This is a genomic window from Actinoplanes italicus (assembly GCF_003001815.1).
Classification (GTDB): domain Bacteria; phylum Actinomycetota; class Actinomycetes; order Mycobacteriales; family Micromonosporaceae; genus Actinoplanes; species Actinoplanes italicus.
This window is the reverse complement of the sequence record NZ_PVMZ01000042.1, coordinates 1-25,253: the sequence shown is the minus strand read 5'-3', so window position 1 is coordinate 25,253 and position 25,253 is coordinate 1. Positions and strand designations below refer to the sequence as shown.

Genomic DNA, 25,253 nt, shown 5'->3' with positions numbered 1-25,253 from the left:
ATGCCGCGCGCGTACGCGCTCCGGATCGGGTCGCTGCCGTCCGGTGTTGCCGCGCCGACGGCCGCGTACACGGTCGGGACCCAGGTCGGTGTGCCGACCGGCACCAGCCTCACCACCACGGCCGGGTCGTCGCTGCCAGCACACGACGCCACCGAGGTGGTCACGCTGACGCACCCGATTACCGGTGCGACTGCCGACCTCACCGTCCGGGTGTGGCGGCGCCGACGATTCACCGGTGCCCCGTCGATCCAGCCCGGCGTGGGCGAGCATTTCATGTTCGACGAGTGCGCGTTCGAGGTCAGCAACAGCTCGTGGGCGCTGGACCTGAACACCGGCGGCGCGGTCGCGAACCAGATGGCCCCGCTGTACGTGCTCCGCCGCTGCACCCTCAACGGCAACGACACCACCGAACGCGTCCTCGGCGGCCACTTCGTCTGGCTACAGGAATGCCACATCACCGGCGGCTCCGACGCGTGGCAGGGCGGCGCCTGGTCGGTCGCCGAACGGTGCAACATCATCGCCGGCACCGACACCCGCAACCCGGACCCGCACAGCGATGGGTTCCAGATGACCGACACCGGCGGTCTCACGCTGCACCGCTGCTGGATCTCGGCCGGCACCACACCGGGCCAGAACGCGGCGCTGCGGCTCGGCACCGAGTTCGGGGCGGTCGACAACTTCGTCGACGTCTTCTACTGCGGCCTCGACCGCGGCGGCTACGTCGTCCAGTGCGACGGCGCCGACAACCCCGGCGGTATCGGCCCGGTCCGGTTCCGCGGCAACCGCTGGACCGCCGACGCCTGGTTCTACGGGCCGACCGACTTCGTAGACACCACGGTCACCGAGTGGACGAACAACTTCACCACGGCCGGCACGCCGGTCGCTCAGCCGTAGGAGGTGGCCGATGTCCCGCGCTGCTCTGCTCGCCCGCGCCCGGCGTGCCGCTGAGAACGGCATGACCGACACCTGCGTCATCCGGCGCCGGACCGGCGAGACCACCGACCCGGTGACCTTCGAGGTCGTCCCGACGTGGGCGCAGGTGTACGCCGGGAAGTGCCGGCTGCAGGACACGGGCAGCATCAACGGTGGCGCCCGCACCGAAACCCCGGGCCAGGACTACCAGCTCCTCGTCGAGCTGCAGCTGCAGATCCCGATGGGCGCCGCGGTGTTGGCCGTCGGCGACGAAGTCACCCTCACCGGCTCACAGCATGACGCGTCCCGTGTAGGTGACGTGCTCCTCGTCCGGGACCTGGCCGGCAAGACCGACGCATCCGCGCTGCGGGTCGGCGTCACCCGGAGGACCTCGTGAAGATCAAGGCAGAGAGCAGCGGCCTCGACGAGTGGCGCGAAACCCTTGAGCAGGCCGAGCGTGACATCGTGCCGAAGACGCGCGAGGTGATCTCGAAGGGCTCCCTCAACATCAAGAGGGGCGCACAGCGGCGATCGTCTGGTATCGCGCACGCCCCGAACTACCCGCGGACGATCACCTACGACACCGACGTCGACGGCACCCGGGTGTTGAGTGAGATCGGCCCGGACAAGGACAAGGCCGTCGGCGGTGGGCCTCACCGGACGCCTGGCAACCTCGGCCACATCTTCGAGTACGGCCTGAGCGATACCCCGGCGCAGCCGCACCTCGGCCCGTCGCTGGACGAAGAGGTCCCGAACGTCGAGCGGTATCTGGGCGAGCTCGGTGAGGACCTGCTGACGTGAGTGCCCAGGACCATGCGGCTGTGGTGCTGGACCGGCTGAAGACGTTTCGGGCTTCGCCGCCAGCGGTGTTCGACAACAAGGTCGATAAGGATGCACGGCCGCCGTATCTGTTGGTCCGGACGTCGCTGCTCTGGCTGGGTGCGCAGAGCCGGCCGGACGCGGTGAACCTGGCCAACGAGATCCGCAAGGCGACGTGCACGGTCCGGGTCTACGGCGTCGGTGAGTCCGCAGACGCCGCGCGGCTGCTGTTCGACTACGCCACGGACGCGTTCCTGAACTGGCGGCCCGTGATCACCGGCCGGGTGTGCATGCAGATGTACCCCGACGACACGTTTGAAGCGACGCCTGACGAACGGACCGGCGTCGCCTACTTCGAACAGGGCAGCGTCTGGTCGTTCACGTCAAGCCCCGCCTGATCACCGCCGTCTGGCGGATCCCTACCACCTGAAGGGAGCGCCGGATGGCGCTGAAAACTGTGGCCGGCGTTCCTGGCCAGACCAAGGTGACTGTCGCTCCGGCTGCCGTCACCGCTTCGGACACGATCTCCGTGAACGACATCGGTGATCGCGGTGTGCTGCTGCAGGTGATCAACGGGGGCGGCTCGCCGATCAACGTGACGATCTCCGACCCGAACAGCACGGCGGTCGGCAACCCCGGAACCACCACCCCGCAAGCCGTTGCGAACGGCACCGACGGGTGGTTCCGGGTCCTTCCGAACCACGTCAACCAGACCACCGGCGTCGCCACGATCACGTACTCGGGCATCACGTCGGTCACGTACAAGGCGATCCGCGCATGACCTGGATCAAGAACAACAGCGGCGAATACGCCTGGGTCGACGACCCTGACCAGGCCGCAGTCTGGACCCGAGTCCGCGGCTGGTCGGAGGCCGGCGAACCCGGCCTCGCCGACCGGATCCACGTCGTACACCCGGAATTCGGGCACGGCAACCCGCTCCCGGCCGAGGCGCTGGCCAGCGGCTGGGCCGCCATGGGCTGGGAGCCCGGCCCGCCTCCCGAACCGGTCGACCTCACCCGCGACGTGCCCGTCCAGATCACCGCGGACGTCACCCCGTACGTGCCCGCCATCAAGAACATCACGTCCGCCGGCGGCGGCGCTGAGAACGAGGAGTAGCCGTGGCCGACCAGCAAGTTGACGGAAACACCCGAGTCGTTTTCGCCAACATCGTCGCGCTAATGACCGCGCCGACCGCAGCCGAACTGAACGCCGCGCTGCGGCTCGACAAGACGATGAGCATCAACGGTCTCAACGGCTTCAAGCCGAACACCACCCGCGTGCCCAACGGCAAATTTAGCTCGAAGTTCGGCACGGCCCGAATGGGTCGGGTCGAACTGTCGATGGACGCCTTCCTGGAGTTCTTCAAGCAGGACGGCGTCGACACGATCTGGAACACCCTGCAGCTGAATGTCATGGGCTTCGTCGCCGTCCGGTACGGCATCGCCGCCGACACGGCCTTCGCCGCGACGCAGAAGGTCGACGTGTTCGCGGTCGAATGCGGGCAGCGATCCCGAGTCGATACGGAGCCGAACACCTACGCCCTGTGGCACAGCCCGCTGGCGTTCTACCTCGACCCCGCGTTCGAAGCAACCGTCGCCTGACCGCACCACCATCTGCCGCCACCCCCTGAAGCCGGGGTGGCGTTTTTCGTGCCCGGCCAGTCCACCCGAGCTGGCCGGGCGCTCCCTTCGGGAATCGGGTTGGAGAAACCGTGAGCAAGACCGTCGAGCAGATCGTCGCCGAGGGCCGCCTGCCCGAGGAAACCGTGAAGATCTGCCTCCGCGCCGACCTGGTCGCCGAACACGAACGCCTCGACACCGAACTCGAGCGGCTCCTGGAGACGCCGGTGCTGAAGTTCGGCGGCGACCCACGGCGCGCCCAGCTGGCCGAGCAGATCCGGGCACTCGAGGAGCAGATGGCCGAGTCGACCATCGAGTTCCGGATGCGGGCCATGCCGAAACGCAGGTGGCGCCGCCTGGTTGCCGAGCACCCGCCGCGGCGTACCCCTGATGACGAGGTTGATCCGCGTGACGATCGCGGCGTCAACAGCGAGACGTTCCTCCCTGCCATCGTCAAGGCATCCACCGTCGAGCCGGTCCTCAGCGACGAGGCATGGCTCGGCCTGCTCGGCCACACCGAGACCGAGGCCGAGGCGTTGGAAGCCGCAGGCAAGGCTGATGAGGTCCAGGACGGCAAGCTGTCCTCGCGGCAGCATGAGCTCCTACAGAACGCCGCATGGAACATCAACCGGGACGCGGTGGCGGTCCCTTTCTCGCCCGCCGCATCGCGGCTGACCCAGAGTTCCGCCGCCCGATAGAACTCGCCGACCGGCTCGGTGTCCCGCCATCACAGTTGGAAGGCCGTGAGCCGGCCGAGACGACCGTCTACGAGTACGCCGACGCTCCGGCCCGGCCGTGGTGGCTGCGCTGGCTCCCGTGGCGTCGCGCGCCGCGGCTGGTGCGGGCGGTCACCACCCGGGAGCCGCTGTACACCGAGCAGGACCGTGAGGAGCTGCTCGCCTACGCCATCTACCGCGAGGGCCTGTGCCCGGTCTGTGGCGGCGCGCTCGAAGAATGCACCTCGCACGAGGCGACCGGCATCCGTTTCAAGGCGCACCGCCTTCGCTGCCGACGTCGGGACGCCGTGTTGCGCGCGGCCGAAGAACTCGAGAACCCCCGGCGCCCGGAGGCGCTCGTCTGGTCGACGACCACCATCCGGAGGTGAGCCGTGACCCGGAAAGTCAAGGTTGAGCTGGCGGCCGAGGTCGCCCCGTACATCTCCGGGGTCAAGGCTGCCACGGCTGCGACGGAGGACCTCGGCGACGAGCTGGCCGAGACCGCCCGGAAGGGCGAAGGCCTCGAGAAGGCGACCGAGGACCTCGGCGAGAGCCTGGAGGACGTCAAGACCGACGCCGACCGGGCCGGCGACGCGATCGACGACATGGGCGACGCGGCCCGCCGCGCGGCCCGCCACGTCGACAAGCTCGACAGCGAGATCGCCGAGGCCCGCCGGGAGCTCGAGCGGCTCAGCGAGGAATGGGTCCGGGCGGACGAAGCGTCCCGGGTCGACCTCACTCAGGGCATCACCGCGCTGGAGGGCAAGCTTCGGGACCTCAAGAAGAATCGGTCGATCCAGGAAGCGCTGATTCCGAAGATCGAACCGGGGGAGGTCTTCGAGGAGTTCGGCAAGTCGGTGACCGCGACGGCAAAGTCGTCGTCGAGCCTCGGTAGCGCCGGCATTGCGATCGGCGCCACCATCGCCGCTGCCGCCGCGCCGGTGATCGGCGGCTCGATCACCGGCGCGCTCATCGGCGGTGTCGGTCTCGGCGGCATCGTCGGTGGTGTCGCGCTTGCCGCCCAGGACCCGGCCATCAAGGCGAAGGGCAAGGAGCTCGGGCAGAACTTCTTCGAAGGGCTGAAAGACGAGGCCGACGGCGCGTTCGCCAAGCCGGTGATGGACGCGATCGACGATCTGGAGAGCGCGGCCGCGACCTCTCTGCCGAAGATCGGCAAGATTTTCGACAACACCGCGCCCGGCCTGGAGGCCTTCACCGATTCGGTGATCGACGCCGGCGACGCCTTGATCGATAGCTTCGTGGTGGCGTCCGGCGAGTCGGAGGAGCCGCTGCGCGCGCTGGGCGACCTGGTCGAGACGGTGTTCGGCGAGGTCGGTGAGATGATCACCGAACTCTCGGACAACGCCGAGGACGGCGCGAAGTCGCTCGATCTGCTGGCCGACACGTTCTCCCTGGTGGCCGACACTCTGACCGTCGTGCTGGAAGCCCTCACGTGGGGCGGCGGCAAGATGAAGGACTTCACCGACAGCGTCCAGGCCCACCTTTGGCTGCTGGAGGACTTCATCCCCGGCCTCGATTTGACGGCTGACGGGTTCGACAAGGGCAGTGAGGCGGCGCTCAACTATCGGGCCGAGCAGGACAACCTGTACGCGACCACCTTGGACGTCGAGGTCGGCACCAAGGACCTGTCCGTCGCGACGTCGGAGCTCGCGGACAAGCAGACCGCCGCGGCGAAGGCCGCGGACGGGCAGCGTGCCGCGCTGGTCGAGCTCAGCAAAGAGCTGACGGGCGAGCTCGATCCGGTTTCGCAGCTGCTCGACGCCCAGAACAAGCTGACGGACGCGCAGAAGGCCAGCGCGAAGGCGATCAAGAAGCACGGCGAGGACAGCGAAGAGGCCGAGAAAGCGACTCGGGATCTAGCGAAGGCTGCGATCGATCTCCAGGGCAAGGCTGGGGCGTTGGGCGACACGTTCGATGGTCGGGTGTCGGCTGGGATGCGGGCGACGCTGCGGGCGGCGGGTCTCACCGAGACCCAGATCAACAACCTCGAGCGGCAGTTCCGTGAGGCGAAGGGCGCCGGCGACCAGTTCGCCAAGTCTTACCAGGCCAAGGTCAGTGTCAGCGGGATTGTCAACGCGTCGAAGGATGTCCGCGACCTTCAGAAGCAGATCAACCAGCTGCGTGGCAAGACGGTGCCGATCAACATCCGGGTCACGAAGCACGGCGAGATCACCTACGGCAACCAGGCCAGCGCGTATATGGCCGAGGGTGGCCCGGTCGTCGGGCCCGGCCCGAAGGGCGTCGACTCCGAAGTTCGTGTGCTGGCACCTGGTGAGCACGTCATGACCGCAGCTGAGGTCGACGCGATGGGCGGCCACCGGGCGGTCGAGCAGATGCGTGCGGACGTCCTCTCCGGCAGGCCCGGTGCGGCGACGTCGCGGGTCATGCCGGCCAGCGCACCTCAGCGGGTCGTCGTCGAGGTCCGTGGCGGCATCGACCTTTCCCGGGCTGACGCGACGGCGTTCGGGCAGCTCATGGCATCAACTCTGCGAACCGAGCAAGCGATCCGGACCGAGGTCAAGACGATCCTCGCCAAGACCTGACCGGGGGTGCACATGGACCTCACCACGGTGGCCCGGTTCCACATCGCTCCCGGGGCTGACCCGAGCGACCCCGACTCGTGGGTGTGGGTGAACCGCAGCCAGGACGTCAACCACGTCGACGGCGGGATCACAATCCGCGGTGGCCGGGCCGATGAGACCTCGCAGGTCGGGCCGAGCCGGGGCACCCTGCAGCTCGACAACGCCGGCGGGCATTACTGCACGGACAACCCGCTCGGCCGCTGGTTCGGGCTGCTCGAGCAGGGTGCCCCGGCCCGGTGGGGCACGATCTCCGGCGCCGACGCGTTCGGCACTCCGTCGGCGTCCGGGTGGGGGACGCCGGACGTCGGGATCTCGTGGACACACACGGTCACCACCGACGCGGAGTGGTCGATCTCTGGCGGCACCGGCCAGAAGGTCATGCCGGTCGCGAACACGGCACACAGCGCCCGGCTCGACGGCGCCCGCGCCCGGAACGGCGACGCGACGTTCACCATCATGAGCCCGGTCGTCGCAACCGGGGCGGCGCTGACGTTCGGCATGCAGGCCCGCTACACGTCCGGCAGCGACCACCTGTACTTCACCGTCGACCTCGCCCCGGGCGGGGTGCTGTTCGCGCAGATCCGCCGCCAGTACGGCGGGTCGCTGACCACCCTGGCCAGTGCAACCCTCGGCTGGACCTACAGCGCGAGCCAGCGGATCCGGATGCGCTGCCAATGGGACGGCCACCGCCTCCGGCTGCGGGTATGGCCGGAGGCCTCGCCCGAGCCGACCACGTGGGACCTGCTCGCCTCCGACACCACCTGCACCGGCAGCAACATCACGCTCCGGTGCTGGCGGGTCAACGGCAACACCAACGTGTCGCCGGTCTTCCACTTCGACGACCTCGAGATCGAAGCCGTCGAGATCGTCGGCACCGTCGAACGCTGGCCAGTCGACTGGGACGACACCGCCACCATCTCGTGGACGAGCATCGAGATCACTGGCATCAGCTACCAGCTCGGCCTCGGCCAGGAGCCGCTGCAGTCCCCGATCCGACGGCAACTCCTCGCGTCCGGGCCGTGGAACTACTGGCCGTTGGAGGACAAGGACGGCAGCCCGGCCGGATCGTCGGCGGTCACCCGCGCCCAGGCCGCCCGCCTCGGCGCCGGCGTGACGTTCGGCGCCCTCGACTGCCCGGCCGGTGCGCTGTCGGCGGCGACGCTGCCGACCGTTGGCACGCGCATCACCGGCACCGTCGCGCTGACGCGCCTGCAGACCAGCACCTCCGACGGCTACGCCGGCATGGCCTACTTCCGGATGCCGACGTTGCCGGGGTCGGAGCAGACCCTGATGGAGATCAGCGCGGTAGGCCGGGTCACCCGGTGGGTGGTTCGGGCCGCGGCCGTCGGGTGGTGGATCTACGGCTACGACGGCGGCGGCGTCGCCGTCGTGACGTCCGGGGTCCACCTGTACACCATCGACCCGACCCGCTGGTTCGCACTCCAGCTGGAGTGCGAAGAGACCGGCGGCGGCGCGAACACGAACTGGACGCTGATCTGGCACCAGGTCGGCTCGGACGTCAGCTACACCGCCAGCGGCACCTACGCCGGCCGCGCACCATGGCTGAACAGCGTGGCTGCGGTCGCGCCGGTCGACGGAACACTCGTCTCGCACATGTGGGCAGGCCCGGACGAGCTCCCGTTCGTTGACACCACGTTCATGCTGGTCAGCGCGGGTTACTCCAGTGAGCCAGCGTCCGACCGGATTCCACGGCTCGCCCTGGAAAGCGGCATGGAGATCGGCGTCGAGCCGGGCACGTCTGAGGCGTGCGGTATCCAGAAGCCCGGCACCGCGAACGCCGGGATCCGGGCGGCCGAGACCGCCGACATGGGCATCCTCTACGAGTCCGGCGCCTACCAGCAGTACCGGCCACACGGCGCCCGCCTCAACCAGGACGTGTGGATGACGTGGGCGATCGCCTCTGACGGTGACGTTGCCGGCCGGCCGCAGCCCGTCGACGACGACCAGCGCTTGCGGAACCGGTGGACGGTCACCCGCGAGGATGGCGGCGAGGCCACCGACGAGGACGCCGACAACATTCGTCGGCGTCGGCTGCGGCCGGACACCGCCACGGTCAACATCCACGACCCGGCCCGGCTCCGGGAGCACGCGTCGTGGCGGGTGCACCTCAGCACCTGGCCTGAGTACCGGTGGCCGTCCATCGAGATCGACTTGTCGGACAGCCCTGAGCAGCTGTCGCTGTGGCGGGGCCGGCCGTACGCGCCGCGGGTCACGGTGACTGGGGTTCCGTCGCAGGGCCCGACCGTCCGCGACCCGTCGCTGATCGTGGAGGGCTGGACGCAGGAGATCACCTCCCACTCGTGGAAGGTGACAGCGTCGTGCAGCCCGGCCCGGCCGTGGGATGTGGCCGAGTGGGACAGCACCGCGGCGCGCTGGGATCTGCGGTCATCGACGACCAGCGGCAGCCACGCTGCAGGCGTCACCACGATCACCCTGGCCATCACCGAAGACGAGGCCTGGTCCTCGACGTCGGCGTACGACCTCCTGATCTCCGGTGAGCTGATCGGCGTTCCGATCGGCGGCATGGGCGCCCGGACCGGCACGCCGGGCGCCTACCAGCAGATCCTGACCGGCGCTGTCCGCGCGAAGAACGGCATCTCCAAAACCCTGCCGGCTGGGTCCGAGGTCCACGTCATCCAGGGGAGGTGGTCGCCGTGACGACGTTCGAGTCCGGTCTGCAGGTGTTCGGCGGGGACATCGTCTACGCGTCCGACTACGCCGCTCTGGTGGCGTCGCTACCGAAGACGTATCGCAAGGACCTCGCCACGCCGCGGTCGTCGACGATCACGCTGGACGAGGACCCGGAGCTGGACGGGATCCCCTTGGGTGTCGGCGCGTACGACATCGAGCTGATCGCCTACTTCACGGTCGCCAACACGACCCCGAAGCTGAAGACCAGGTGGGGGTTCACCGGCACCATCACCAACACGCTCCGGCTCTGCCACGGCCCGGGTGCCAACAACGTCGGCGGCCCGGAAGCCGTCAGCGACGCGACGATGCGGGCGTACGCGCTGTCCAGCCAGGACGCGATCTACAACACGTCCACCTCGTCGGCGTACTCCGCCATCTCGGAGATCGCGTACGGCGTCGAGGTCACCGTGGCCGGCAACCTTTCGCTGCTGTGGGCGCAGTCCGTGAGTAACGCCAGCGCGGTCACCGTGCGGGAGGACTCCGCGTTCCGCGTCCGGAAGATCAGATAGGAGGCTGGAATGGCCTGGATCCTCGTGCCCTGCCTCGGGCAGCTGCGCACCGACCTCAACCGGCTCGCGCCGAACCGCGACAAGAGCAGCGACGGCACGATCGGCGACACCGCCCACCAGAGCCGCGTCAGCGACCACAACGACGACGAGGTCGGCAACGTCCCGATCCGCGACGCCGACTCGAAGCACGAGGTCCACGCCTACGACGCCGACGTCGACCTGCGCGAGCCCGGCCTGACGATGGAGCGGGTCGTCCAGCACATCGTCGCCCGCTGCCGGTCCGGCGCCGAGAAGCGGCTGCGCTACATCATCTTCAACCGGCGGATCTGGGAGGCGTCGAACGGCTGGCGCCAGCGCGCCTACGCCGGCGACAACCCGCACGACAAGCACGCCCACTTCTCGTCCTCGTACGAGACCTCCCGCGAGGCCGACACCTCGTCGTGGCACCTGGACGAACTGATCGAAGGGACCGACGACATGCCCATGCTGGTCAAGAAGGGCGACGTCTCCGAGCAGGTGAAGTTCTGGCAGTTCCTGCTGGGCAAGCTCGGGTACACGATCGCCACCGACGGGGAATACGGCCCGAAGATGGAGGCGATCGTCAACGAGGACCGGGCCAAGAAGGGCCAGGGCGCGAACCCGCAGATCTCCGCGTGGCACGCCGTCGAGCTGCTCGAAGACCTGGCCGCCAAGCACGCCGGCAAGCCGGGGAAGGACGGCCGCGACGGGGCCGACGGCAAAGACGGACGGGACGGTGCGCTCACCGGCACGCTCACCGTGACCGGCGGCAACCTGACGGTCGAGGCTGGGGCGTCGCATGCATGAGCACGCGGCGAGCATCCCGGCCTCGGCGGCCGGCAGTCTTCACCCTGACCAAGGACATCGGTTCGTGGCTACTCGGCGTGGGCCTGATCGTGCACCAGGCTGGGTTCGTGCCGGCGACGGACTTCAACATCACCCTGACGCTGCTCGGAGCCGTGCTCGTGGGGGTTCCCGGCGCGTCCCAGCTGCTGGCGCTGCGTACCGGTGGACAGCCGTCGGAGGATCCGCCTTCGGAATCGTCGTCGCCGTCGCGGCGATCGCCATCCGAGCAGCAGGAGGCTGACCGGTGAAGCGTCGCGGATGGTACTGGTGGGCCGCGCTGCTGCTGTCGTCGCTGACGACCGGCACCGCGGCGGTGGCGATCTCGCTGCACTCGCAGGCTGAGTCGGAGCGGAAGTTCTGCGAGATCGTGATCTCCCAGGACGATGCCTGGTCGGAGAGCACACCGACCACAGCGACCGGCCGGCGCGTTGCCGAGGCGGTGGCCAAGCTTCGGCGGGACCTGGGCTGCCCAGCCCGGTAGCGCGGCGGCGCCCGGCGGGTGGGTGGCTGTGACCTTCAGGGAGCCATTGCTTCCGCCCGGGCTCCGGACGTCCCGCGCTCTCAAGTCTGCTCCGCTACGGCCCGGCTCGGTAGCTGTTCACAAGATCCCGGGCTGGCGGAGGACCCACAGCCGTTGCCGGTCGGCGACCTCGAGGTCGGCGCCGGCCGCCCGATAGGCGTCGGCGAGCCGCTGCAGGTGGGTCCATCCGGTTTTCTCGATCCGGCCGAGGACGTTGCCGAGCTCGATGCCGTAGACGATCGGGTCGCGGGTGATCGCGTGGAGTTCAGCGACGGTTTGCTCGTCGACGTCCCGGCCGAGTGCCTGGATAAGTCGCTCGGCGTGGCCGGACACGGCCGCGGCCGCCATCCGCTGTTCGCGGTTCAGCTTCGCCCCGTACGGCACCTTCACCATCTCTGACCTCCTGAGGAGGAGTTCATCATGCTCGCTCGTATTCGCAAGGCCGTCATCGCCGGGGTCGGTGCCGGGATCGCTGCGGCGGCCGCCGTGGTGGCGAAGGCCGCTGAGACCGGGACGCTCGGCGAGCAGACCACCCAGCAGGCGATCGGCGCGTTCATCGCAGCCGGGACCGTCATGGGCTGGGCAACCTGGCGCGTTCCGAACGCCAGCGCGTGAACGCCTGGACGTGGGCGTGGATCGGTTGGGGCCTCTACTTCGCGGTCGTCGAGGGCCTGGCCCTGAAGAACCGCAAGAAAGGCGACACCCTCAGCGAACACGTGTGGGCGTTCCTCGGCTACCGCGAAGGCCGCGTCGGCCAACCCACCGGCACCGAGCGCCTACGCCGCTTCCTCACGCTGGCCGGGCTCGCCTGGCTGGTCGTCCACCTTCTGACCGGCGGTGTCTTCTAGCGCCGCGGCACCGCCCTCACCCCCAGATACGGAGACCCACCCGTGAACTTCGGCCAAGCGCTCGACGCCGTGAAGCTCGGCAGCAAGATCGCCCGCGAGGGCTGGAACGGCAAGAACATGTTCGTCGTCTACCAGAAGGGCTACCCGGACGGCATCGGCGCGAACGCCAACACCGCCGAGGCCCTTGGCGTCGACGAGGGCACGGTGCTGGTGTTCCGCCCGTACCTGACGATGCGCACGGTCGACGGCGAGTTCGTGCCGTGGGTGGCATCGCAGACCGACCTGCTCGCCGAGGACTGGACGATCGTTCTGTAGGTCAGAACCAGGCGTGCGCTTCCTGGGCGGCGAGGCGTGCGATGTCGTCGACCGACAGCCGCGGCACACCCTGCTCGTCGACGAGCGCCACCACACCCTCCGGCCGCTCCACACCCGCCCGCACCTGGTGGTCGAGCACCGCGACCAGCCGCGCCGCGATCCGCTCCTCAAGAGTCATCCGCCGACCGTAGTCCGAACCCAACGACAGCGCCCCGCCCTGTGGACAACCGTCCCGGGGCGGGGCGCTTCGTCGTGTCCAGGGTCAGGCCGACTCCAACTCGATCAGCTTCGTCTTGATCCGGATCTTCGCGTTCGGGCCCTTCGTATCCGCGTCCCGCACTACCGTGTCGAACCGGTCATGGGTCAGCTGGAACACGCCGATCATCGGCCCGTCCTCGATGCCGGTCACCTCGTACGTGACCCGCCACGTCGTGCCGAGCGGCACCCGCTCGCCCTCCCAGTCGAGCTTGATCTCAAACTCCACGGTGCAGCCGGCCGAGCCGAAGCACTCCTGATCCAGGATCTGCGGGGACAGCTTCGCGGCGGTCACCGGCGGCGTCTCGACCGGCGCGGGCGACGGCGCCGCGGTGGTCGTCCCGGCCGCGGCCGGGGTCGGCTGGGCCAGCTGCTCGTCGACGGTGGCGATCGCCTGCTCGGTCCGTGAGGCGGGTTCGTCGGAGCTCGACATCGCGAGGGCCGTTCCGCCGGCGCCGACGACGAGCGCCAGGGCGACAGCGCCGATCCACAGCCAGGGCCGTGGCTGGACGGGCGGCGGAGGGCTGGCGGGGTGGTGGTCGTGGCCGGGCGGGTACGACACGGTGTCTCCCGGGTGAGGGCGTGGGTGTGGGGTGCCGTGGCCAGGGTGGGGCGGCAAGTCAAGAGCATGGATGGTCCCGACGTGGCGCGGCCAGTGTGGACGGATGATCAGCGCCGAACTCCGGCCGAACGGCGGACCTCGTCTCCGAACCGTCTGATCGTTGGTCATGGCGTACCGTCGATATTGGCGGCCGGTTGTAGCGGCCGGCCGCCGCACCCTGACCGCTACCAGGGAGCACCAATGGACCCGTACGCTGACCCGCTGGCATTCGGCCAACGACTGCAGATCCTCCGCACCCGCCGGGGCCTCACCCGAGACCAACTCGGTGGCCTGGTCGGCCGGTCCGGGTCGTGGGTCAAAGGGCTGGAAGTCGGCCGTCTGAAGGTGCCGAAGTTGGACGTGATGCTGGCCCTCGCCGAGGCCCTGCGGGTCCGTGACCTGGCCGATCTCACCGGCGACCAGTCACTGCACGTCGACCTATTCGCCGGCCCCGGCCATCCGCGTCTCGCAGCCGTCAAAGCAGCGATCGACGCCTTCCCGATCGCCACCGCGCGAGAGGCACCATCGATCGCCCACATCCGGGCCCGGCTGGCGCGTGCATGGTCGGCGAGGCACTCGGCACCCAACCACCGCGAGGTGGTCGGTGCGTTGCTGCCGGAGCTGATCCGGGACGCGCAGGTCGCCGTCCGGCAGGCCGACACCGGCACGGACCGCCGGGCGGCACAGGCCGTGCTGTCCGAGGTCTACTCGCTGGCGCAGTTCTTCGTGGCCTACCAGCCGGATGCCGCTCTGCTCTGGCGGGTGGCCGAGCGCGGCCTGGTCGCTGCCCAGGAGTCCGAGGACCCGCACGCCATCGGCGTGGCCGCGTGGCTGACCGCCCAGGCACACCGCGACTCCGGGCCGACACACTTCGATGCTGCTGACGCGGTGAACCTGGAGACCCTCGCCTACCTCGAACCCCTGCTTGAAGACGCGTCGGATGACGTCCTGGCGATCGCGGGCGCGCTGACGTTCGAGGCCGGATACACCGCCGCCCGCCGCGGGACGGCCGGTACGGCATGGCGCTACTGGGACACCGCCCGCACCATGGCGGACCGGCTCCCGGACGGCTACTACCATCCCGTCACATCGTTCTCCCGGGCAATCATGGGGGCGCACGCGGTGACCGTCGCCGTCGAGCTCCGCCAAGGCGGCGAGTCGGTGCGGCAGGCTGTGGCGGCCGAGGCGACGACCATCCCGTCCCGCCCGCGTCGGGCCCGGCACCGGGTCGAGGAGGCGCGGGGGTACCACCTGAACGCGGAGCCGGACGTTGCTCTGGCCACCCTGGAGCGGGCGCACGAGGCCGCGCCCGAAACGATCCGCTACAACGGGTACGCCAAGCGGATCGTCCTCGAGGAGGCCGAGTCCAAGAGCCCGGCCCGGCGTCGGCGTGCCTCCGCGCTCGCCGTGAAGATCGGCCTGCTCGCCGCATAGCGAGGGGGCACAAACTGTGCCCGTTCTGCCACCAGCCCGCCCATAGCTTCGATCGCAGCGGCGGCGGGCTGCGGAGCCGTGAGAAAGCCACCCCTGCCCGCCGTCGCCCCGATCCCCCGGGAGGCGAGCGTGATAGCACAGATCGTCCAGCACCTGCTCAGGCACGACCGTGTCGCCGCGACGCGGGCCAAGCAGGCCGCGGCCCGCAGCGAGGCCGCCGCGCACAGCACCGCCATCGCAAGGATCCTCGACCAAGGCCGGAACCTGCCGGACCCGGCCGCCGCGCACACGAGGCGGACGGCATGACCGTGCTGCGCCACTACCCGCCCGGCGTGGTCCTCCACACCTCGTCCTGCCCGGACATCACCGGCCACTCGGCGCCCAGCCTGCAGGTCCTCCAAGCCGTCCTGAAGTACCCCAGCTACCGCTACTGCATGTGCACCGGCGGCGGCCCCGAGACCGCCCCGTACGTCGTCGTCGAGCGCATCGACTACGGCGACCACCTCTACATCCCGAAGCCCGGAAATCCGCCACGCGACGCCGTCCGGGCGCTCTGCCGGACCTGCCGCGGCACCCACGGTCCTGCCCAGCAGGACGACCTGGGCTCGGGATTCGTGGTCGCCAAGCCGGGACAACGCCGATGACCGCCGAACCGGAGGCCGGGCTGATCATGCCGCCGCCGGCACCCCGCCGCGGCGAGGAGATCCGCATCATCCGGCCGGGTGCACCCGACATTCGGATGCGGTTCGAACGCGTGGATCGAGAGGCCGGCTGGAACCCCGCGCCGGGCTGGCTGCTGCTGTTCGGCGAGATCCTTGAAGGCCTGATCAACACGGGCGGCTGGCGTTGGCGGACCCTGTGCGCCCGGCCCATCGAGCGCGGCGTCTACCAGATGGTGGGCGTCAAGCCTCAGCACCGATGACAGCCCGGCCCGGACCGCTGTACCCGTGGCACATCCCCGACATGGCTACGTACGACTGCCGCCGTTGCGGCGAACCCTGGCCTTGCGAGGATGCCCGGTTAGACCTGATCGAGCTGTGGGCGCCGGCCGAGTTGGACTTGCGCATGACCGCAGAGATGCGGCTGGCCGCCCCGGTCCTGCCGGACGTGCCGCTCGAACCGAGATTTCTCGGCTGGATCCGCCAGCTGAGGGAGGGATAGAGATGCAGATCAAAACCAAGGGCATGACGGTCGACCTGGGCGACGCGACGTGGACGAAGAGCAGCCGTTCCGGCGCGGCCGGCCACTGCGTGGAGATCGCGTTCGTCGGGCAGGCGACCGCGGTCCGCGACTCGAAGAACCCGGACGGCCCGGCGCTGGTCTTCACCGGCCCGGAGTGGGATGCGTTCCTGGAGGGCGCGAAGCACGGCGAGTTCGACAAGAAGGACTGACCCGAAGGGAACAAACGCCGGCGGTCGAGGAGCGATGGGCGCCCTCGGCCGCCGGCCTATTCGCCTTCCTCGCCGGGTTCCTTCGCGAGGTCGGGCCGGTGCTTCCGGATCCACCCCTCCACCTCGGACGCAAGCCAGACCCGGCGGCCACCGAGGACGTAGCCGGGCGCGGGGAAGTCGTCGCGGTCGATGATGCGCTGGGTCCACTGGCGGGAGTACCCGAGGCGTGCGCGGATCTCGCCGGTGCCCATGAGGCGGACGAGGCGACGCCTGGGTGTCATATCGGGCGACGGTATGGCTCGTGATGTTGGCCGACGGACCATTGGCTCTACAGCCAACTGTGCACGCGTCAAGGTGGCGGTTAAGGATCAGACGGGCACGTTTCGCTCCGGGAAACCTGAGAACGATTCAGCCGTTCGGACATCTGCCCGTAACCTTCGGCCCCAATGTGTGGTGACGTGCTCACAGGGGGTAGCCAGGCGCGGTGTTTGATGCTGAAAATATCCCCCTCACGGTTAACAGGGGTTCCTATCCCGGCATCGTGCCTGGTCAGGGACCTAGGGGTGGCATGTCCGATTGTGATCTGAGGGGAGATCCGACGTGACCGACACCAACAGCCCGCCCGAAGCCGCCGTAGTCTTCGTGCCCGTCTCGAAGGGAGAGATCACCGCGCAGTACTTCGCGCAGTGCATGACCCACTGCGCCGAAGCCGGCTACACATTCGCGGGCATCGTCCGCACCTACAAAGACGGGCTCCGCATGCTCGCCGACGGAACCGCCCAGGTCGTCATCGCCCGCCGAGACAACGTCGACCCCCGCGGCCCCAGAGTCGAGTTTGTTGGCGACGCCCCCCAACTCGCCATCCGCCCAACGCGACCGGGTTCCCCCGACCCCGACCGGAGTCGTCGCCCCCGACGGCTGCGTCGCGAGTAGCACCTTCCCGCGAGGCGCCACCCCACCTAGACAAGGAAGGTGGGGTGGCGCTTCATTGTGCCTACAGGGCGGCAACCGCGCTGGCCAACGCGCCCTCAGCGACGTCGACATATCGCTGCGACGTCGCGATGCTGGAATGACCGAGGAGTTCCTGAACGGCCCGGATGTCGTGCCCGGACGTCTGGTAAGTGCGGGTACCGAACCGGTGCCGGCCCATGTGGTTGTGGAAGCCGGCGTAGCCGAGCGCCTTCAGATGCTGCCGCACGCCGACGGAGATGCTGTTCGGAGTCATCCGCTTTTTCGTGCGGGCGCCGACCATCAGCGGCCCGGCTGGCATGTGCTGCACCCGTTCCCAGATGTTCGGGTGGGTCGGCACGTCCCGGTATTTGTTGCCCTTACCCCACAGGCGGGTGACCCGCTCGGTGACGTGCTCACGGTCCAGCCGGGAGATCTCGATACACCGCAGGCCGCCATACGAGGACAGGTCGATGGCGAGCGCCCACGGCATGGCGGCTCGCGCCCGGATGTCGGCCAGAGCATCCTCAGGCCACGGCTTCGGCCGGGCCGGCGGCGTTGGGACGTTCGGCAGCCAGACGGTGACGTCGTAGTCGACCCATCGGTTGGCGACTGCCCACCGCACGTAGCCGCGGACGATGGCGATGTAGTTCGATCGGGTGGCTGCGCTCCGGCCGGGCCGGCAGATCCAGGCGCGGATGCTGTCGGTTGACGATCCGAGGATGCCGCCGTCCAGCTCGATGTCCATGCGCCGCAGGATGGCCTCGTAGTGGCCGAGTGAGTTGTCGCCGAGCGGCCGAATGCCGAGGGCGCCGTCTTCACGGAAGAGCAGGTAGTCGCGGATCGGGTCGATGTCGGTGTCGTCCATGATCGCCTCCTGCTCTTGATCCTGAGCGTCGGCGATCATCGGGGCATCGGCCGATCACCCCGGCGACCAAGCGGTCGGAGCGCCTTTGGCTTGCGCTGGGTCACCGGAACGGCTGATACGGGTCGTACGGAATCACGACGTCCGCCGGAGTAAGGGCCGGTTTTGGGCCGGTGGTCGTCCGTTCGTCCGGTCGGGTGACCCGAAGGGGTGGTCGTGTGCAAAGTTGCGATTAAGGAGTACGCTCCCAACCGGTTCCCAGGCCCGACGACGTACGGAGGTGATCGCTGTGCGAGATAGCGATCCTCCCAGTCGTGGCCGGGACGCTCGTCAGCGTTTCTGACCGCTGACCAGATCTCCCTCCGCACGCCACCGGCCCGCACAGGCCGGCCTCGACGCGTGCGGTGGTTCCGGCCGCGAAGTGACCCAGCCCGAGCTCAGTCACCAGCGGAAGTCGGTTTCGTCATGAAGAACTTCGTCGCGCCCCTCGGTTTCACCCTGCTGTCCGCCTGGGTGGTCGTGCTGTTCGTCCTCGCCCACAACACCCCCTGATTTCGTCAGGGCAGGCGAGACGTCCACAACAGGCTCATCGCGGCACCGGCCAGCCCCAGCAGCAGGCCGGCCGCGGCGTACCACTGCGTCACCTCGCGTGGTTCGGTGCGATGCCCGATCGAGCTGCCCATGTCCTCGTACACCTGCTTCAGCTCACTGACCGACGCGGCCTCGTAGAAGTAGCCCTTCGTGTTGTCGGCCAGATCCTGCAGCGAGAGCCGGTCGACCGGCACCTTCTGCACCGAGCCGCGGATGTCGACCACACCGGTGTCGGTGCCGAACGCGATCGTCGACACCGGCACGTTGGCCTGCGCGGCCGCGGTCGCCGCGTCCTCGATCGACCGGCCCGACGTGCGGTAACCGTCGGAGAGAAGCACGATCCGGGCCGGCGGCGCACCGTCCGCGCCGTCCGACGGCACCATCCGGATCGCGTCCAGCGAGGTGAACACCGCCTCACCGGTCGCGGTCGCCTCGGCCAGCGTCAGCCCGTCGATCGCCGCGATCACCGCGGAACGGTCCTTCGTCGGCGCCACCTGCACGTTCGCCGCCTTGGCGAAAGAGACCAAGCCGAGGTTGTACGTCGACGGAAGCTCACTGACGAATGCCTTGGCCGCCTCCTGCGCCGCCTCGATCCGGCTCGGCTCGACGTCCTCGGCCTGCATCGACAGCGAGACGTCGATGGCCAGCATCACGGTGGCCCGCTCGAGCGGCTCCTCGGTGTCGACCGACGGCCGGGCGGTCGCGGCCGCCAGCGCGCCCATCATCAGCAGGAACGCCGCCGCCGACACGTGCCGGCGCCAGCCCAGGCCTTTCGGGGCGAGCGTGCGCAGCAGGTCGACGTTGGTGAACCGCATCGCGTACTGCCGCTTGCGGAACTGCCGCCAGACGTACGTCCCGGCCATGGCCAGGACCGGCAGCAGCGTCAGCAGCCACCACGGCTCCAGGAAACGGATCATCGTGTGGTCCCTCGGGTACGGGCGTGGCGCGAAGCGGCCACGAAGCGGACCATGTCGAGCAGCCAGTCGGTGTCGGTGCGCAGCCGCAGGTGAGCGGCCCCGGCCGCCCGCAGCGCGCGGGCGATCGCGGCACGCTGCTCCCCGGCCGCCTCCGCGTACCGCCGGCGCAGTTTCGCATCGGACGTCTGCACCTCGTGCAGCATCCCGGACTCCGGGTCGGCGAGCGCAAGCACGCCGACGTCGGGAAGCTCCAGCTCACGCGGGTCGACCACCTCGATGGCCAGCACGTCGTGCCGGACCCCGAGCTTCTTCACCGGCCGGGCCCAGCCCTCCACCGGCGCCAGGAAGTCGGAGATCACCACGGCCACGCCGCGTCGCCGGGGTGGCCGGTTCAGCATGTCGATCAGGGCGCCCAGGTCGGTGCGCCCGGGCCGGATCCGGGTTCCGGCGATCGCCCGCAGCAGTCCCTGGGCCTCCTTGCGGCCGGGCCGCGCCGGAAGACGCAGGACCGGGGACGAGGGTGGCGGCTCGGCCTTCGCGGCCGCCTTGCGGCGCCACCAGCTCCCGGTGGGTTCCCTTTCCGGTACGCCGGACCCGGTGCCCACCACGGCCCCGATCCGGTTGCCGCCCCGGACGGTGAGATGCGCCATCGCCGTGGCGGCCGCGATGACCAGGTCCCGTTTCAGCCACTTCGCGGTGCCGAAGTCGAGACTGGCCGACAGGTCGACCGCCAGCCAGGTCTCCAGCTCGCGGTCGGCGACCGTGCGGCGTACGTGCGGCATCGTGGTCCGGGCCGTGACCGGCCAGTCCATCCGCCGCACGTCGTCGCCGGGCCGGTACTCCCGGGATTCACCGGCCTCGCTGCCCGGACCGGGGAGCAGGCCGGCGTAGTCGCCCTGGAGCAGGCCGTCGAGTTTGCGGGTGACGAGCAGCTGCAGCTTGGCCAGGACAGCCTCGGCCCGGGCCGCCTCGTCCGGGGCGACGGACATCGGGGCGCCCGGCGCCGTCATGACTGGCCGGGCCAGTTGCCGCCCGGCTGTTGCGGGCGGCCGTTCTCGTAGACCGCCGCCGGAACACCACTGGTCGGCTGGGCCGCGGGCGGACCGGAGAGCGGCGGACCGGCGACGTACTGCGCGGGGTGCGGCTGGCCGGCGGCGATCGGGGTCAGCGGGCCGGGCGGTGCCGGCTGGATCGGCGGGGCCTGGCCGGGCTGGGCCGGCTGCCCGTTCGGCGAGCCCTGACGCGAGGAGACCTGCGGCGGCGGGACCATCTGCATGATCCGGGCCACGACGTGGTCGGCCGGGATGTCGTCGGCCAGCGCGTCGTAGCTGAGCACCAGCCGGTGCCGCAGGATGTCCGGCGCGATGTCCTGCACGTCCTGCGGGAGCGCGTAGTCACGGCCGCGCAGCAGGGCCAGGGCGCGGGTGGCCCGGACGATGCCGAGCGAGGCGCGGGGACTCGCGCCGTACTGGATGAGCTGGGCAACGTCGGGCATGCCGTGCTGGGCCGGTGCGCGGGTCGCCAGCACCAGCCGGACCGTGTAGTCGACCAGCGCGTTGTGCACGAACACCTGGTCGGCGCGGCGCTGCAGCGCCAGCAGGTCGGCCGGGGTGAAGATCTGCTTCGGCTCGGGGGCGCTCACGCCCATCCGGTAGACGATCTCCCGCTCCTCGGCGTCGGTCGGATACCCCACGATGATCTTCATGAGGAACCGGTCCCGCTGCGCCTCGGGCAGGGGGTAGACGCCCTCCTGCTCGATCGGGTTCTGGGTGGCCATCACCAGGAACGGGTCGGGCACGTCGTAGCTCTTGCCGCCGATCGACACCTGGTGCTCGGCCATCACCTCGAGCAGCGCCGACTGCACCTTCGCCGGAGCGCGGTTGATCTCGTCGGCGAGCAGGAAGTTGACGAACACCGGGCCGAGCTCGACGTCGAACTGCTCGTTGGACTGCCGGTAGATCCGGGTGCCGACGATGTCCGACGGCACCAGGTCGGGCGTGAACTGCACCCGCGAGAACGTGCCGCCGACCACCTTGGCCAGGGTCTCCACCGCGAGGGTCTTGGCCACGCCGGGCACACCCTCGAGCAGGCAGTGCCCGCGGGCCAGCAGCGCCACGAACATCCGCTCGACCATCCGGTCCTGACCCACGATGACGCGCTTGACCTCGAACATGGCGCGCTCGAGCTGCGACGCGTCCCGCGCCGGCGGCACCGGAACGTCGGCGTCGGCGCTGGTCTCGGTCTCGGGCGTGCTCGGCTGCGCCACCGGTCCTCCACAACGGTCGTGATCGCCGGCACTTCGATGCCGACGCTCAAGACTTACACGACACCCAACAGCACACGGCTGAGAGGTTCCTAAGAGCCCGATCAGAGGCCTTTGCACGGCAGCATAGAAAGCACGCGCGTCATCCGGGCGTCATCATCGCCGGATCGGTGGTGTCTTCGCAGCCCAGAGTGCCATGGGCCGAAGGTGTGGATCTTTCTGCGCGATCCGCCGGATCGGGCACCGTCACCGGGTACTCACGCGACCTTGCCAAGCGTGTAGCATTTGCCTCGTCGCCGGGCGGCTTCCCCCGTGGCCGCCCGGCGCTCAAACTTTCTGCTCCCATCCGTAGTGTTACGGCATGGTCGAGGATTTCCTGCAGATCCAGCCCCCGGCGGCATCGCCGCTGGCACCTCAGTGCTCGGCGAAGGGTTGCCGGGCCACGGCCGAGTGGCAGCTCCACTGGAACAACCCGAAAATCCACACCCCGGAGCGCCGGAAGACGTGGCTGGCCTGCGGCGAGCACCGCGCCACCCTGGGCGGCTTCCTCGAAGTACGCGGGTTCCTGCGTGAGGTGACTCCCTTCGCCTCGTCGGACGGTGCGATCGTCTCCTAGGCTCTAGTTGTGAACGAGCCGTCTGCGTCAATCGCCGTCGATGCACTGGAGCCCTGGCCCGGCACCGTCGCATGGCGCCCGGTCTCCCCCCGGCTGATCGTCGTCCACCTGATCGGGGTCGCCGCGTGGACCGTGGCGCTGCTCGGCGGCCTGCTCGCCGGCTACCTGATCGTCCGCGGTTCACCCTGGCTGTGGGGCATGGCCGCCGTGGTGGTGCTCGGTGTCTGGCGGGCCGTCGTCGCCGTCCGAGCGGTCCGCGCCTGGGGATACGCCGAGCGCGACAAGGACCTGCTGGTCCGGCACGGTCTGGTGGTCCGGCACCTGTCCATCGTGCCGTACGCGCGGATGCAGTACGTCGACGTCACGGCCGGGCCGCTGGAGCGGGCGTTCGGGCTCGCCACCGTCCAGCTGCACACCGCCGCCGCGGCCAGCAACGCGCGCGTGCCCGGCCTGCCGCCGGACGAGGCGTCCCGCCTGCGCGACCGTCTGACCGCCCTCGGCGAGGACCGGGCCGAGGGCCTGTGACCAGCGCCGGGCTCCCCCATCCCACGCCGCCGGACGCCGATCTGCCCGCCGGTGCACCGGCCGTGGCCCCGCCGGACGGGTCGCCGGCTCCGGGCGTACCGCCGACGGGTCTTCCTCTGCCCGGATCCGCGGCGGACGCCGCACCTCCCGCCCCACCGGGAGCCGAAGCTCCTCCACCACCCGGGCCGACGCCGGACGCCGCACCTCCCGCCCCACCGGGAGCCGAAGCTCCTCCACCACCCGGGCCGACGCCGGGCGCCGCGCCTCCCGCCCCGCCGGTGGTCGAGGCCCGTCAGCGGCTGCATCCGCTCAGCCCGCTGCTCAAGGGTGCCAAGAGCATCGCCGTGATCGCCGCGGCGCTCTCCTGGAACACCCTCGGGCGGGTCGGGGCCACCGACTTCGCGCTGATCGTTCTCGGACTCGCGGTCGCCGTGGGGATTTTCTCGGCCATCGGCTGGTGGAACACGGGCTATCACGTCGTCGGGCGCGAGCTCCGGATCGCCGAGGGGCTCGTGTGGCGTCGCAACCGGGCCATCCCACTCGACCGGCTCCAGGCCGTCGAGGTGCGCCGGCCGCTGCTCGCCCAGATCAGCGGACTCGCCGAGCTCCGGCTCGAGGTCGTCGGCGGCAGCAAGACCGAGGCGCCGCTCGCCTTCCTGACCGTCCGGGACGCGACCGCGCTGCGCGAGCGGCTGCTGTCGCTGTCCGCGCGGGCCGTCTCCCCAGCGGTCCCCGGCACCGCCACCGACGCACCCGCCGTCGCGGAACCCCCGCTCTTCCAGGTGCGCAACCGCGACCTGCTGATCAGCCAGCTGCTCACGCCGCAGGCGTTCTTCCTGCCGTTCGGCGTGGCGTGGGTGATCACGCAGTTCGTGATGGAGGGCACGTGGACCTTCATCGGCATCGCCAGCACGGTCACCGCGATGGCCGGTGTGCTGCTGCAGCCGATCCGGCGTGTGCTGCGCGACTGGGATTTCCGGCTGTTCCGCGGTGAACGGCTGGTCGTCAACTACGGGCTGCTGGAGACCCGCAACCAGGTCGTGCCGCCGCACCGGGTGCAGACCGTGCGGATCACCTGGCCTCTGCTGTGGCGCAGCAAGCGATGGCTGCACCTGACGCTGGACGTGGCCGGGATGTCCGGCCCCGAGCCCGGCGACGACCGCGGCTCCGACCGCCTCATGCCGGTCGGCGACCTGACCCAGGCCCGCACCCTGGTGGCGGCCGCCCTGCCCGGCGTCGACATCGCCGGGCTGGCCACCTCGCCACCACCGCTGCGGGCACGGTGGCTGCACCCGTTCGGGCTGCGGTTCTACGGCGCCGGGCTCGCCGGTGCGGTGTTCGTCAGCCGGTCCGGGCGGCTGACCCGGGAGATGACGCTCGTGCCGTACGCGCGTATGCAGAGCGTGCGGATCGTGCAGGGTCCGTTGCAACGGCGACTCGGGCTGGCCACCGTCTACGCCGACACGGCCGGCGGACGCGCCGGGGAGGCCCGCGACCGGGATCTGACCGAGGCGTACGCGATCGCCGACCAGTTGGCCGCCCGCGCCCGCCAGGCCCGTGCCGCCCTGGTCTCCCCCGGCTCCGCCCCACCCGCCTCGCCAGGCTCCGCCGGAACGGTTACGCCCAGCTCCGCCCTGCCCGCCTCACCAGGCTCCGCCGGAACGGTTACGCCCAGCTCCGCCCTGCCCGCCTCACCAGGCTCCGCCGGAACGGTTTCGCCCGGCTTCGTCCCCTCGGAGGCGAAACCGCCCGGCGATCCGGTCGACGAGACGTACTGGCAGCGGCCCGAACAGTCTTAAGCTCTACCAATGGAGCTTCCGGAGTTCGCACCCGGTCTCAGCGCCCGGGTCGAGTTGACGGTCACCGACGCCGACACCGCCCAGTTTCTCGGCTCCGGCGACGTGCCGGTCCTGGCCACACCGCGGGTGCTGGCCCTGGCCGAGGCGGCGACGGTCGCCACGACCGCCCGCCTCATCCCCGGCGGCATCACCACGGTCTGCAGCCGGGCCGAGATCGAGCACCGGGCGCCGACGCCGCTCGGCCGCGGGGTGGCCGCGCAGGCCACGCTGACCAAGGTGGACGGGCCGAAACTGTTCTTCGACGTGACCGTGCACGACGGCGACACGCTGGCCGCCGAGGTCCGCATCGAGCGCGTCGTCCTCGACCGGCAGCGCTTCATCGCCCGGGCCCTCGGCGACTGACCGTGTGGTGACCTGCGCCCACCCACAAGCCGCACATCACCACGCAAGACGTCCCACCCGGCAGCGTGGAAACCCGCGCCCACCCGCGAGCCACACATCACCACGCAAGACGTCTGGGCCTGCCCCGTTTTGACGGACATCCAAGATCAGGGGACCTGGGGTCTCCGGGAGGATGTCCAGCATCATGGAGAGCGTGGGAAAGAAGCGAT

The 25,253-nt window shown here is 70.0% G+C and carries 35 protein-coding genes and 1 pseudogene; 28 read left to right on the top strand and 8 right to left on the bottom strand.

Translation table 11 applies throughout. The annotated features are described in order from the left end of the window. The 15 genes from CLV67_RS49305 to CLV67_RS49235 all read left to right on the top strand — a co-directional run bounded on the left by CLV67_RS49305 (window position 1) and on the right by CLV67_RS49235 (window position 11,235). Entirely contained in the window at window positions 1-894 is an 894-nt protein-coding gene (locus CLV67_RS49305; protein WP_106330928.1) for a hypothetical protein, read from the top strand. 10 nt (window positions 895-904) lie between these two features. Then, a complete protein-coding gene (locus tag CLV67_RS49300; protein ID WP_106330927.1) occupies window positions 905-1,309 on the top strand; it encodes a DUF6093 family protein in 405 nt (134 codons plus the stop codon). After that, window positions 1,306-1,713 carry an HK97-gp10 family putative phage morphogenesis protein gene (locus CLV67_RS49295; protein WP_106330926.1) on the top strand — a complete coding sequence of 136 codons (408 nt, stop codon included), beginning with the start codon at window positions 1,306-1,308 and terminating at the stop codon, window positions 1,711-1,713. Before CLV67_RS49300 ends, CLV67_RS49295 begins: the two co-directional genes overlap by 4 nt. 20 nt (window positions 1,714-1,733) lie before the next feature. Beyond that, window positions 1,734-2,129 (top strand): hypothetical protein, encoded by a 396-nt coding sequence (locus CLV67_RS49290; protein ID WP_106330925.1) that lies wholly within the window; start codon window positions 1,734-1,736, stop codon window positions 2,127-2,129. A 44-nt stretch (window positions 2,130-2,173) separates the two neighbouring features. Further along, window positions 2,174-2,512 (top strand): hypothetical protein, encoded by a 339-nt coding sequence (locus CLV67_RS49285; RefSeq protein WP_146169634.1) that lies wholly within the window; start codon window positions 2,174-2,176, stop codon window positions 2,510-2,512. Continuing rightward, window positions 2,509-2,847: a hypothetical protein gene (locus CLV67_RS49280; protein WP_106330923.1), complete on the top strand. Its 339-nt coding sequence runs from the start codon at window positions 2,509-2,511 to the stop codon at window positions 2,845-2,847. The genes CLV67_RS49285 and CLV67_RS49280 overlap by 4 nt, the downstream gene beginning before the upstream one ends. A 2-nt stretch (window positions 2,848-2,849) precedes the next feature. Next, entirely contained in the window at window positions 2,850-3,332 is a 483-nt protein-coding gene (locus CLV67_RS49275) for a phage tail tube protein (protein ID WP_146169633.1), read from the top strand. Between the two features lie 110 nt (window positions 3,333-3,442). Continuing rightward, window positions 3,443-4,048, top strand: coding sequence for a hypothetical protein (locus CLV67_RS49270; RefSeq protein ID WP_106330921.1), 606 nt, complete (start codon window positions 3,443-3,445; stop codon window positions 4,046-4,048). Next, entirely contained in the window at window positions 3,967-4,455 is a 489-nt protein-coding gene (locus tag CLV67_RS49265) for a hypothetical protein (RefSeq protein WP_146169632.1), read from the top strand. The genes CLV67_RS49270 and CLV67_RS49265 overlap by 82 nt, the downstream gene beginning before the upstream one ends. Before the next feature lie 3 nt (window positions 4,456-4,458). Then, window positions 4,459-6,630, top strand: coding sequence for a hypothetical protein (locus CLV67_RS49260; protein ID WP_106330919.1), 2,172 nt, complete (start codon window positions 4,459-4,461; stop codon window positions 6,628-6,630). A 12-nt stretch (window positions 6,631-6,642) separates the two neighbouring features. After that, on the top strand, window positions 6,643-9,348 hold the full coding sequence (locus tag CLV67_RS49255; RefSeq protein WP_106330918.1) for a hypothetical protein: 2,706 nt from the start codon (window positions 6,643-6,645) through the stop codon (window positions 9,346-9,348). Next, entirely contained in the window at window positions 9,345-9,890 is a 546-nt protein-coding gene (locus CLV67_RS49250) for a hypothetical protein (protein WP_146169631.1), read from the top strand. The genes CLV67_RS49255 and CLV67_RS49250 overlap by 4 nt, the downstream gene beginning before the upstream one ends. 9 nt (window positions 9,891-9,899) lie before the next feature. After that, entirely contained in the window at window positions 9,900-10,715 is an 816-nt protein-coding gene (locus CLV67_RS49245; RefSeq protein ID WP_106330916.1) for a peptidoglycan-binding domain-containing protein, read from the top strand. Next, window positions 10,712-11,002: a hypothetical protein gene (locus tag CLV67_RS49240; RefSeq protein WP_106330915.1), complete on the top strand. Its 291-nt coding sequence runs from the start codon at window positions 10,712-10,714 to the stop codon at window positions 11,000-11,002. Before CLV67_RS49245 ends, CLV67_RS49240 begins: the two co-directional genes overlap by 4 nt. After that, a complete protein-coding gene (locus tag CLV67_RS49235; protein WP_106330914.1) occupies window positions 10,999-11,235 on the top strand; it encodes a hypothetical protein in 237 nt (78 codons plus the stop codon). The genes CLV67_RS49240 and CLV67_RS49235 overlap by 4 nt, the downstream gene beginning before the upstream one ends. Window positions 11,236-11,352: 117 nt before the next feature. On the opposite strand, the gene CLV67_RS49230 is transcribed toward CLV67_RS49235, so the two are convergent. Further along, window positions 11,353-11,667, bottom strand: a complete 315-nt coding sequence (locus CLV67_RS49230) for a hypothetical protein (protein WP_106330913.1) — start codon at window positions 11,665-11,667, stop codon at window positions 11,353-11,355. 27 nt (window positions 11,668-11,694) lie between these two features. Here CLV67_RS49230 and CLV67_RS49225 point away from each other — a divergent pair, with 27 nt between their 5' ends. From CLV67_RS49225 to CLV67_RS49215, 3 genes are read left to right on the top strand one after another with little or no spacing between them, the layout of a single operon-like run. Continuing rightward, entirely contained in the window at window positions 11,695-11,889 is a 195-nt protein-coding gene (locus tag CLV67_RS49225; protein WP_106330912.1) for a hypothetical protein, read from the top strand. After that, window positions 11,886-12,122 (top strand): hypothetical protein, encoded by a 237-nt coding sequence (locus tag CLV67_RS49220; protein WP_106330911.1) that lies wholly within the window; start codon window positions 11,886-11,888, stop codon window positions 12,120-12,122. The genes CLV67_RS49225 and CLV67_RS49220 overlap by 4 nt, the downstream gene beginning before the upstream one ends. Window positions 12,123-12,164: 42 nt before the next feature. Beyond that, window positions 12,165-12,437, top strand: a complete 273-nt coding sequence (locus CLV67_RS49215) for a DUF2829 domain-containing protein (RefSeq protein WP_106330910.1) — start codon at window positions 12,165-12,167, stop codon at window positions 12,435-12,437. Between the two features lies 1 nt (window position 12,438). On the opposite strand, the gene CLV67_RS52525 is transcribed toward CLV67_RS49215, so the two are convergent. Continuing rightward, window positions 12,439-12,615, bottom strand: coding sequence for a hypothetical protein (locus CLV67_RS52525; RefSeq protein WP_170154309.1), 177 nt, complete (start codon window positions 12,613-12,615; stop codon window positions 12,439-12,441). Window positions 12,616-12,699: 84 nt separating this feature from the next. After that, a complete protein-coding gene (locus tag CLV67_RS49210; protein WP_106330909.1) occupies window positions 12,700-13,254 on the bottom strand; it encodes a hypothetical protein in 555 nt (184 codons plus the stop codon). 240 nt (window positions 13,255-13,494) lie between these two features. Here CLV67_RS49210 and CLV67_RS49205 point away from each other — a divergent pair, with 240 nt between their 5' ends. The 5 genes from CLV67_RS49205 (at window position 13,495) to CLV67_RS49180 (ending at window position 16,118) form a co-directional block, all read left to right on the top strand. Further along, the gene (locus tag CLV67_RS49205; protein ID WP_106330908.1) at window positions 13,495-14,727 is read left to right on the top strand and encodes a helix-turn-helix domain-containing protein; all 1,233 of its coding nucleotides are present in this window, start codon (window positions 13,495-13,497) and stop codon (window positions 14,725-14,727) included. A gap of 78 nt (window positions 14,728-14,805) precedes the next feature. After that, the gene (locus CLV67_RS49200) at window positions 14,806-15,033 is read left to right on the top strand and encodes a hypothetical protein (protein ID WP_106330907.1); all 228 of its coding nucleotides are present in this window, start codon (window positions 14,806-14,808) and stop codon (window positions 15,031-15,033) included. Then, window positions 15,030-15,371, top strand: coding sequence for a hypothetical protein (locus CLV67_RS49195; protein ID WP_106330906.1), 342 nt, complete (start codon window positions 15,030-15,032; stop codon window positions 15,369-15,371). Before CLV67_RS49200 ends, CLV67_RS49195 begins: the two co-directional genes overlap by 4 nt. Continuing rightward, on the top strand, window positions 15,368-15,649 hold the full coding sequence (locus tag CLV67_RS49190) for a hypothetical protein (RefSeq protein ID WP_106330905.1): 282 nt from the start codon (window positions 15,368-15,370) through the stop codon (window positions 15,647-15,649). Before CLV67_RS49195 ends, CLV67_RS49190 begins: the two co-directional genes overlap by 4 nt. Before the next feature lie 241 nt (window positions 15,650-15,890). Next, window positions 15,891-16,118: a DUF397 domain-containing protein gene (locus CLV67_RS49180; protein ID WP_170154308.1), complete on the top strand. Its 228-nt coding sequence runs from the start codon at window positions 15,891-15,893 to the stop codon at window positions 16,116-16,118. Window positions 16,119-16,174: 56 nt separating this feature from the next. Here CLV67_RS49180 and CLV67_RS49175 read toward each other — a convergent pair whose 3' ends face one another. After that, window positions 16,175-16,399, bottom strand: coding sequence for a helix-turn-helix transcriptional regulator (locus CLV67_RS49175; protein WP_239166875.1), 225 nt, complete (start codon window positions 16,397-16,399; stop codon window positions 16,175-16,177). Window positions 16,400-16,718: 319 nt separating this feature from the next. Between CLV67_RS49175 and CLV67_RS49170 the strand changes: the two genes are divergently transcribed. Then, on the top strand, window positions 16,719-17,051 hold the full coding sequence (locus CLV67_RS49170) for a hypothetical protein (RefSeq protein ID WP_106330902.1): 333 nt from the start codon (window positions 16,719-16,721) through the stop codon (window positions 17,049-17,051). Window positions 17,052-17,112: 61 nt separating this feature from the next. Here the strand turns inward: CLV67_RS49170 and CLV67_RS49165 are convergent, their stop codons facing one another. The 4 genes from CLV67_RS49165 to CLV67_RS49150 all read right to left on the bottom strand — a co-directional run bounded on the left by CLV67_RS49165 (window position 17,113) and on the right by CLV67_RS49150 (window position 21,705). Beyond that, complete coding sequence (locus CLV67_RS49165; protein ID WP_106330901.1) at window positions 17,113-17,973, bottom strand: tyrosine-type recombinase/integrase; 861 nt, start codon at window positions 17,971-17,973, stop codon at window positions 17,113-17,115. Between the two features lie 515 nt (window positions 17,974-18,488). Continuing rightward, window positions 18,489-19,439 carry a VWA domain-containing protein gene (locus CLV67_RS49160; protein ID WP_106330900.1) on the bottom strand — a complete coding sequence of 317 codons (951 nt, stop codon included), beginning with the start codon at window positions 19,437-19,439 and terminating at the stop codon, window positions 18,489-18,491. Further along, the gene (locus CLV67_RS49155) at window positions 19,436-20,449 is read right to left on the bottom strand and encodes a DUF58 domain-containing protein (protein WP_106330899.1); all 1,014 of its coding nucleotides are present in this window, start codon (window positions 20,447-20,449) and stop codon (window positions 19,436-19,438) included. The genes CLV67_RS49160 and CLV67_RS49155 overlap by 4 nt, the downstream gene beginning before the upstream one ends. Then, a complete protein-coding gene (locus tag CLV67_RS49150) occupies window positions 20,446-21,705 on the bottom strand; it encodes an AAA family ATPase (RefSeq protein ID WP_106330898.1) in 1,260 nt (419 codons plus the stop codon). Before CLV67_RS49150 ends, CLV67_RS49155 begins: the two co-directional genes overlap by 4 nt. A gap of 358 nt (window positions 21,706-22,063) precedes the next feature. Here CLV67_RS49150 and CLV67_RS49145 point away from each other — a divergent pair, with 358 nt between their 5' ends. The 4 genes and pseudogenes from CLV67_RS49145 (at window position 22,064) to CLV67_RS49130 (ending at window position 25,044) form a co-directional block, all read left to right on the top strand. After that, window positions 22,064-22,318 (top strand): hypothetical protein, encoded by a 255-nt coding sequence (locus tag CLV67_RS49145; RefSeq protein ID WP_106330897.1) that lies wholly within the window; start codon window positions 22,064-22,066, stop codon window positions 22,316-22,318. A 9-nt stretch (window positions 22,319-22,327) separates the two neighbouring features. Continuing rightward, window positions 22,328-22,843 (top strand): PH domain-containing protein, encoded by a 516-nt coding sequence (locus tag CLV67_RS49140; protein WP_106330896.1) that lies wholly within the window; start codon window positions 22,328-22,330, stop codon window positions 22,841-22,843. A gap of 116 nt (window positions 22,844-22,959) precedes the next feature. Continuing rightward, window positions 22,960-24,408: pseudogene (locus CLV67_RS49135) on the top strand (PH domain-containing protein); the annotation flags it as partial. 243 nt (window positions 24,409-24,651) lie between these two features. Then, on the top strand, window positions 24,652-25,044 hold the full coding sequence (locus CLV67_RS49130) for a thioesterase family protein (protein WP_106330895.1): 393 nt from the start codon (window positions 24,652-24,654) through the stop codon (window positions 25,042-25,044). Window positions 25,045-25,253: the final 209 nt, after the last annotated feature.

Coding starts and splice junctions, on each gene's coding strand:
- CLV67_RS49305 (WP_106330928.1), top strand. CDS start 1: ATGCCGCGCGCGTACGCGCTCCGGATCGGGTCGCTGCCGTCCGGTGTT.
- CLV67_RS49300 (WP_106330927.1), top strand. CDS start 905: ATGTCCCGCGCTGCTCTGCTCGCCCGCGCCCGGCGTGCCGCTGAGAAC.
- CLV67_RS49285 (WP_146169634.1), top strand. CDS start 2,174: ATGGCGCTGAAAACTGTGGCCGGCGTTCCTGGCCAGACCAAGGTGACT.
- CLV67_RS49280 (WP_106330923.1), top strand. CDS start 2,509: ATGACCTGGATCAAGAACAACAGCGGCGAATACGCCTGGGTCGACGAC.
- CLV67_RS49265 (WP_146169632.1), top strand. CDS start 3,967: ATGGAACATCAACCGGGACGCGGTGGCGGTCCCTTTCTCGCCCGCCGC.
- CLV67_RS49255 (WP_106330918.1), top strand. CDS start 6,643: ATGGACCTCACCACGGTGGCCCGGTTCCACATCGCTCCCGGGGCTGAC.
- CLV67_RS49245 (WP_106330916.1), top strand. CDS start 9,900: ATGGCCTGGATCCTCGTGCCCTGCCTCGGGCAGCTGCGCACCGACCTC.
- CLV67_RS49240 (WP_106330915.1), top strand. CDS start 10,712: ATGAGCACGCGGCGAGCATCCCGGCCTCGGCGGCCGGCAGTCTTCACC.
- CLV67_RS49230 (WP_106330913.1), bottom strand. CDS start 11,667: ATGGTGAAGGTGCCGTACGGGGCGAAGCTGAACCGCGAACAGCGGATG.
- CLV67_RS49225 (WP_106330912.1), top strand. CDS start 11,695: ATGCTCGCTCGTATTCGCAAGGCCGTCATCGCCGGGGTCGGTGCCGGG.
- CLV67_RS52525 (WP_170154309.1), bottom strand. CDS start 12,615: ATGACTCTTGAGGAGCGGATCGCGGCGCGGCTGGTCGCGGTGCTCGAC.
- CLV67_RS49205 (WP_106330908.1), top strand. CDS start 13,495: ATGGACCCGTACGCTGACCCGCTGGCATTCGGCCAACGACTGCAGATC.
- CLV67_RS49195 (WP_106330906.1), top strand. CDS start 15,030: ATGACCGTGCTGCGCCACTACCCGCCCGGCGTGGTCCTCCACACCTCG.
- CLV67_RS49190 (WP_106330905.1), top strand. CDS start 15,368: ATGACCGCCGAACCGGAGGCCGGGCTGATCATGCCGCCGCCGGCACCC.
- CLV67_RS49180 (WP_170154308.1), top strand. CDS start 15,891: ATGCAGATCAAAACCAAGGGCATGACGGTCGACCTGGGCGACGCGACG.
- CLV67_RS49175 (WP_239166875.1), bottom strand. CDS start 16,399: ATGACACCCAGGCGTCGCCTCGTCCGCCTCATGGGCACCGGCGAGATC.
- CLV67_RS49165 (WP_106330901.1), bottom strand. CDS start 17,973: ATGATCGCCGACGCTCAGGATCAAGAGCAGGAGGCGATCATGGACGAC.
- CLV67_RS49160 (WP_106330900.1), bottom strand. CDS start 19,439: ATGATCCGTTTCCTGGAGCCGTGGTGGCTGCTGACGCTGCTGCCGGTC.
- CLV67_RS49155 (WP_106330899.1), bottom strand. CDS start 20,449: ATGACGGCGCCGGGCGCCCCGATGTCCGTCGCCCCGGACGAGGCGGCC.
- CLV67_RS49145 (WP_106330897.1), top strand. CDS start 22,064: ATGGTCGAGGATTTCCTGCAGATCCAGCCCCCGGCGGCATCGCCGCTG.
- CLV67_RS49130 (WP_106330895.1), top strand. CDS start 24,652: ATGGAGCTTCCGGAGTTCGCACCCGGTCTCAGCGCCCGGGTCGAGTTG.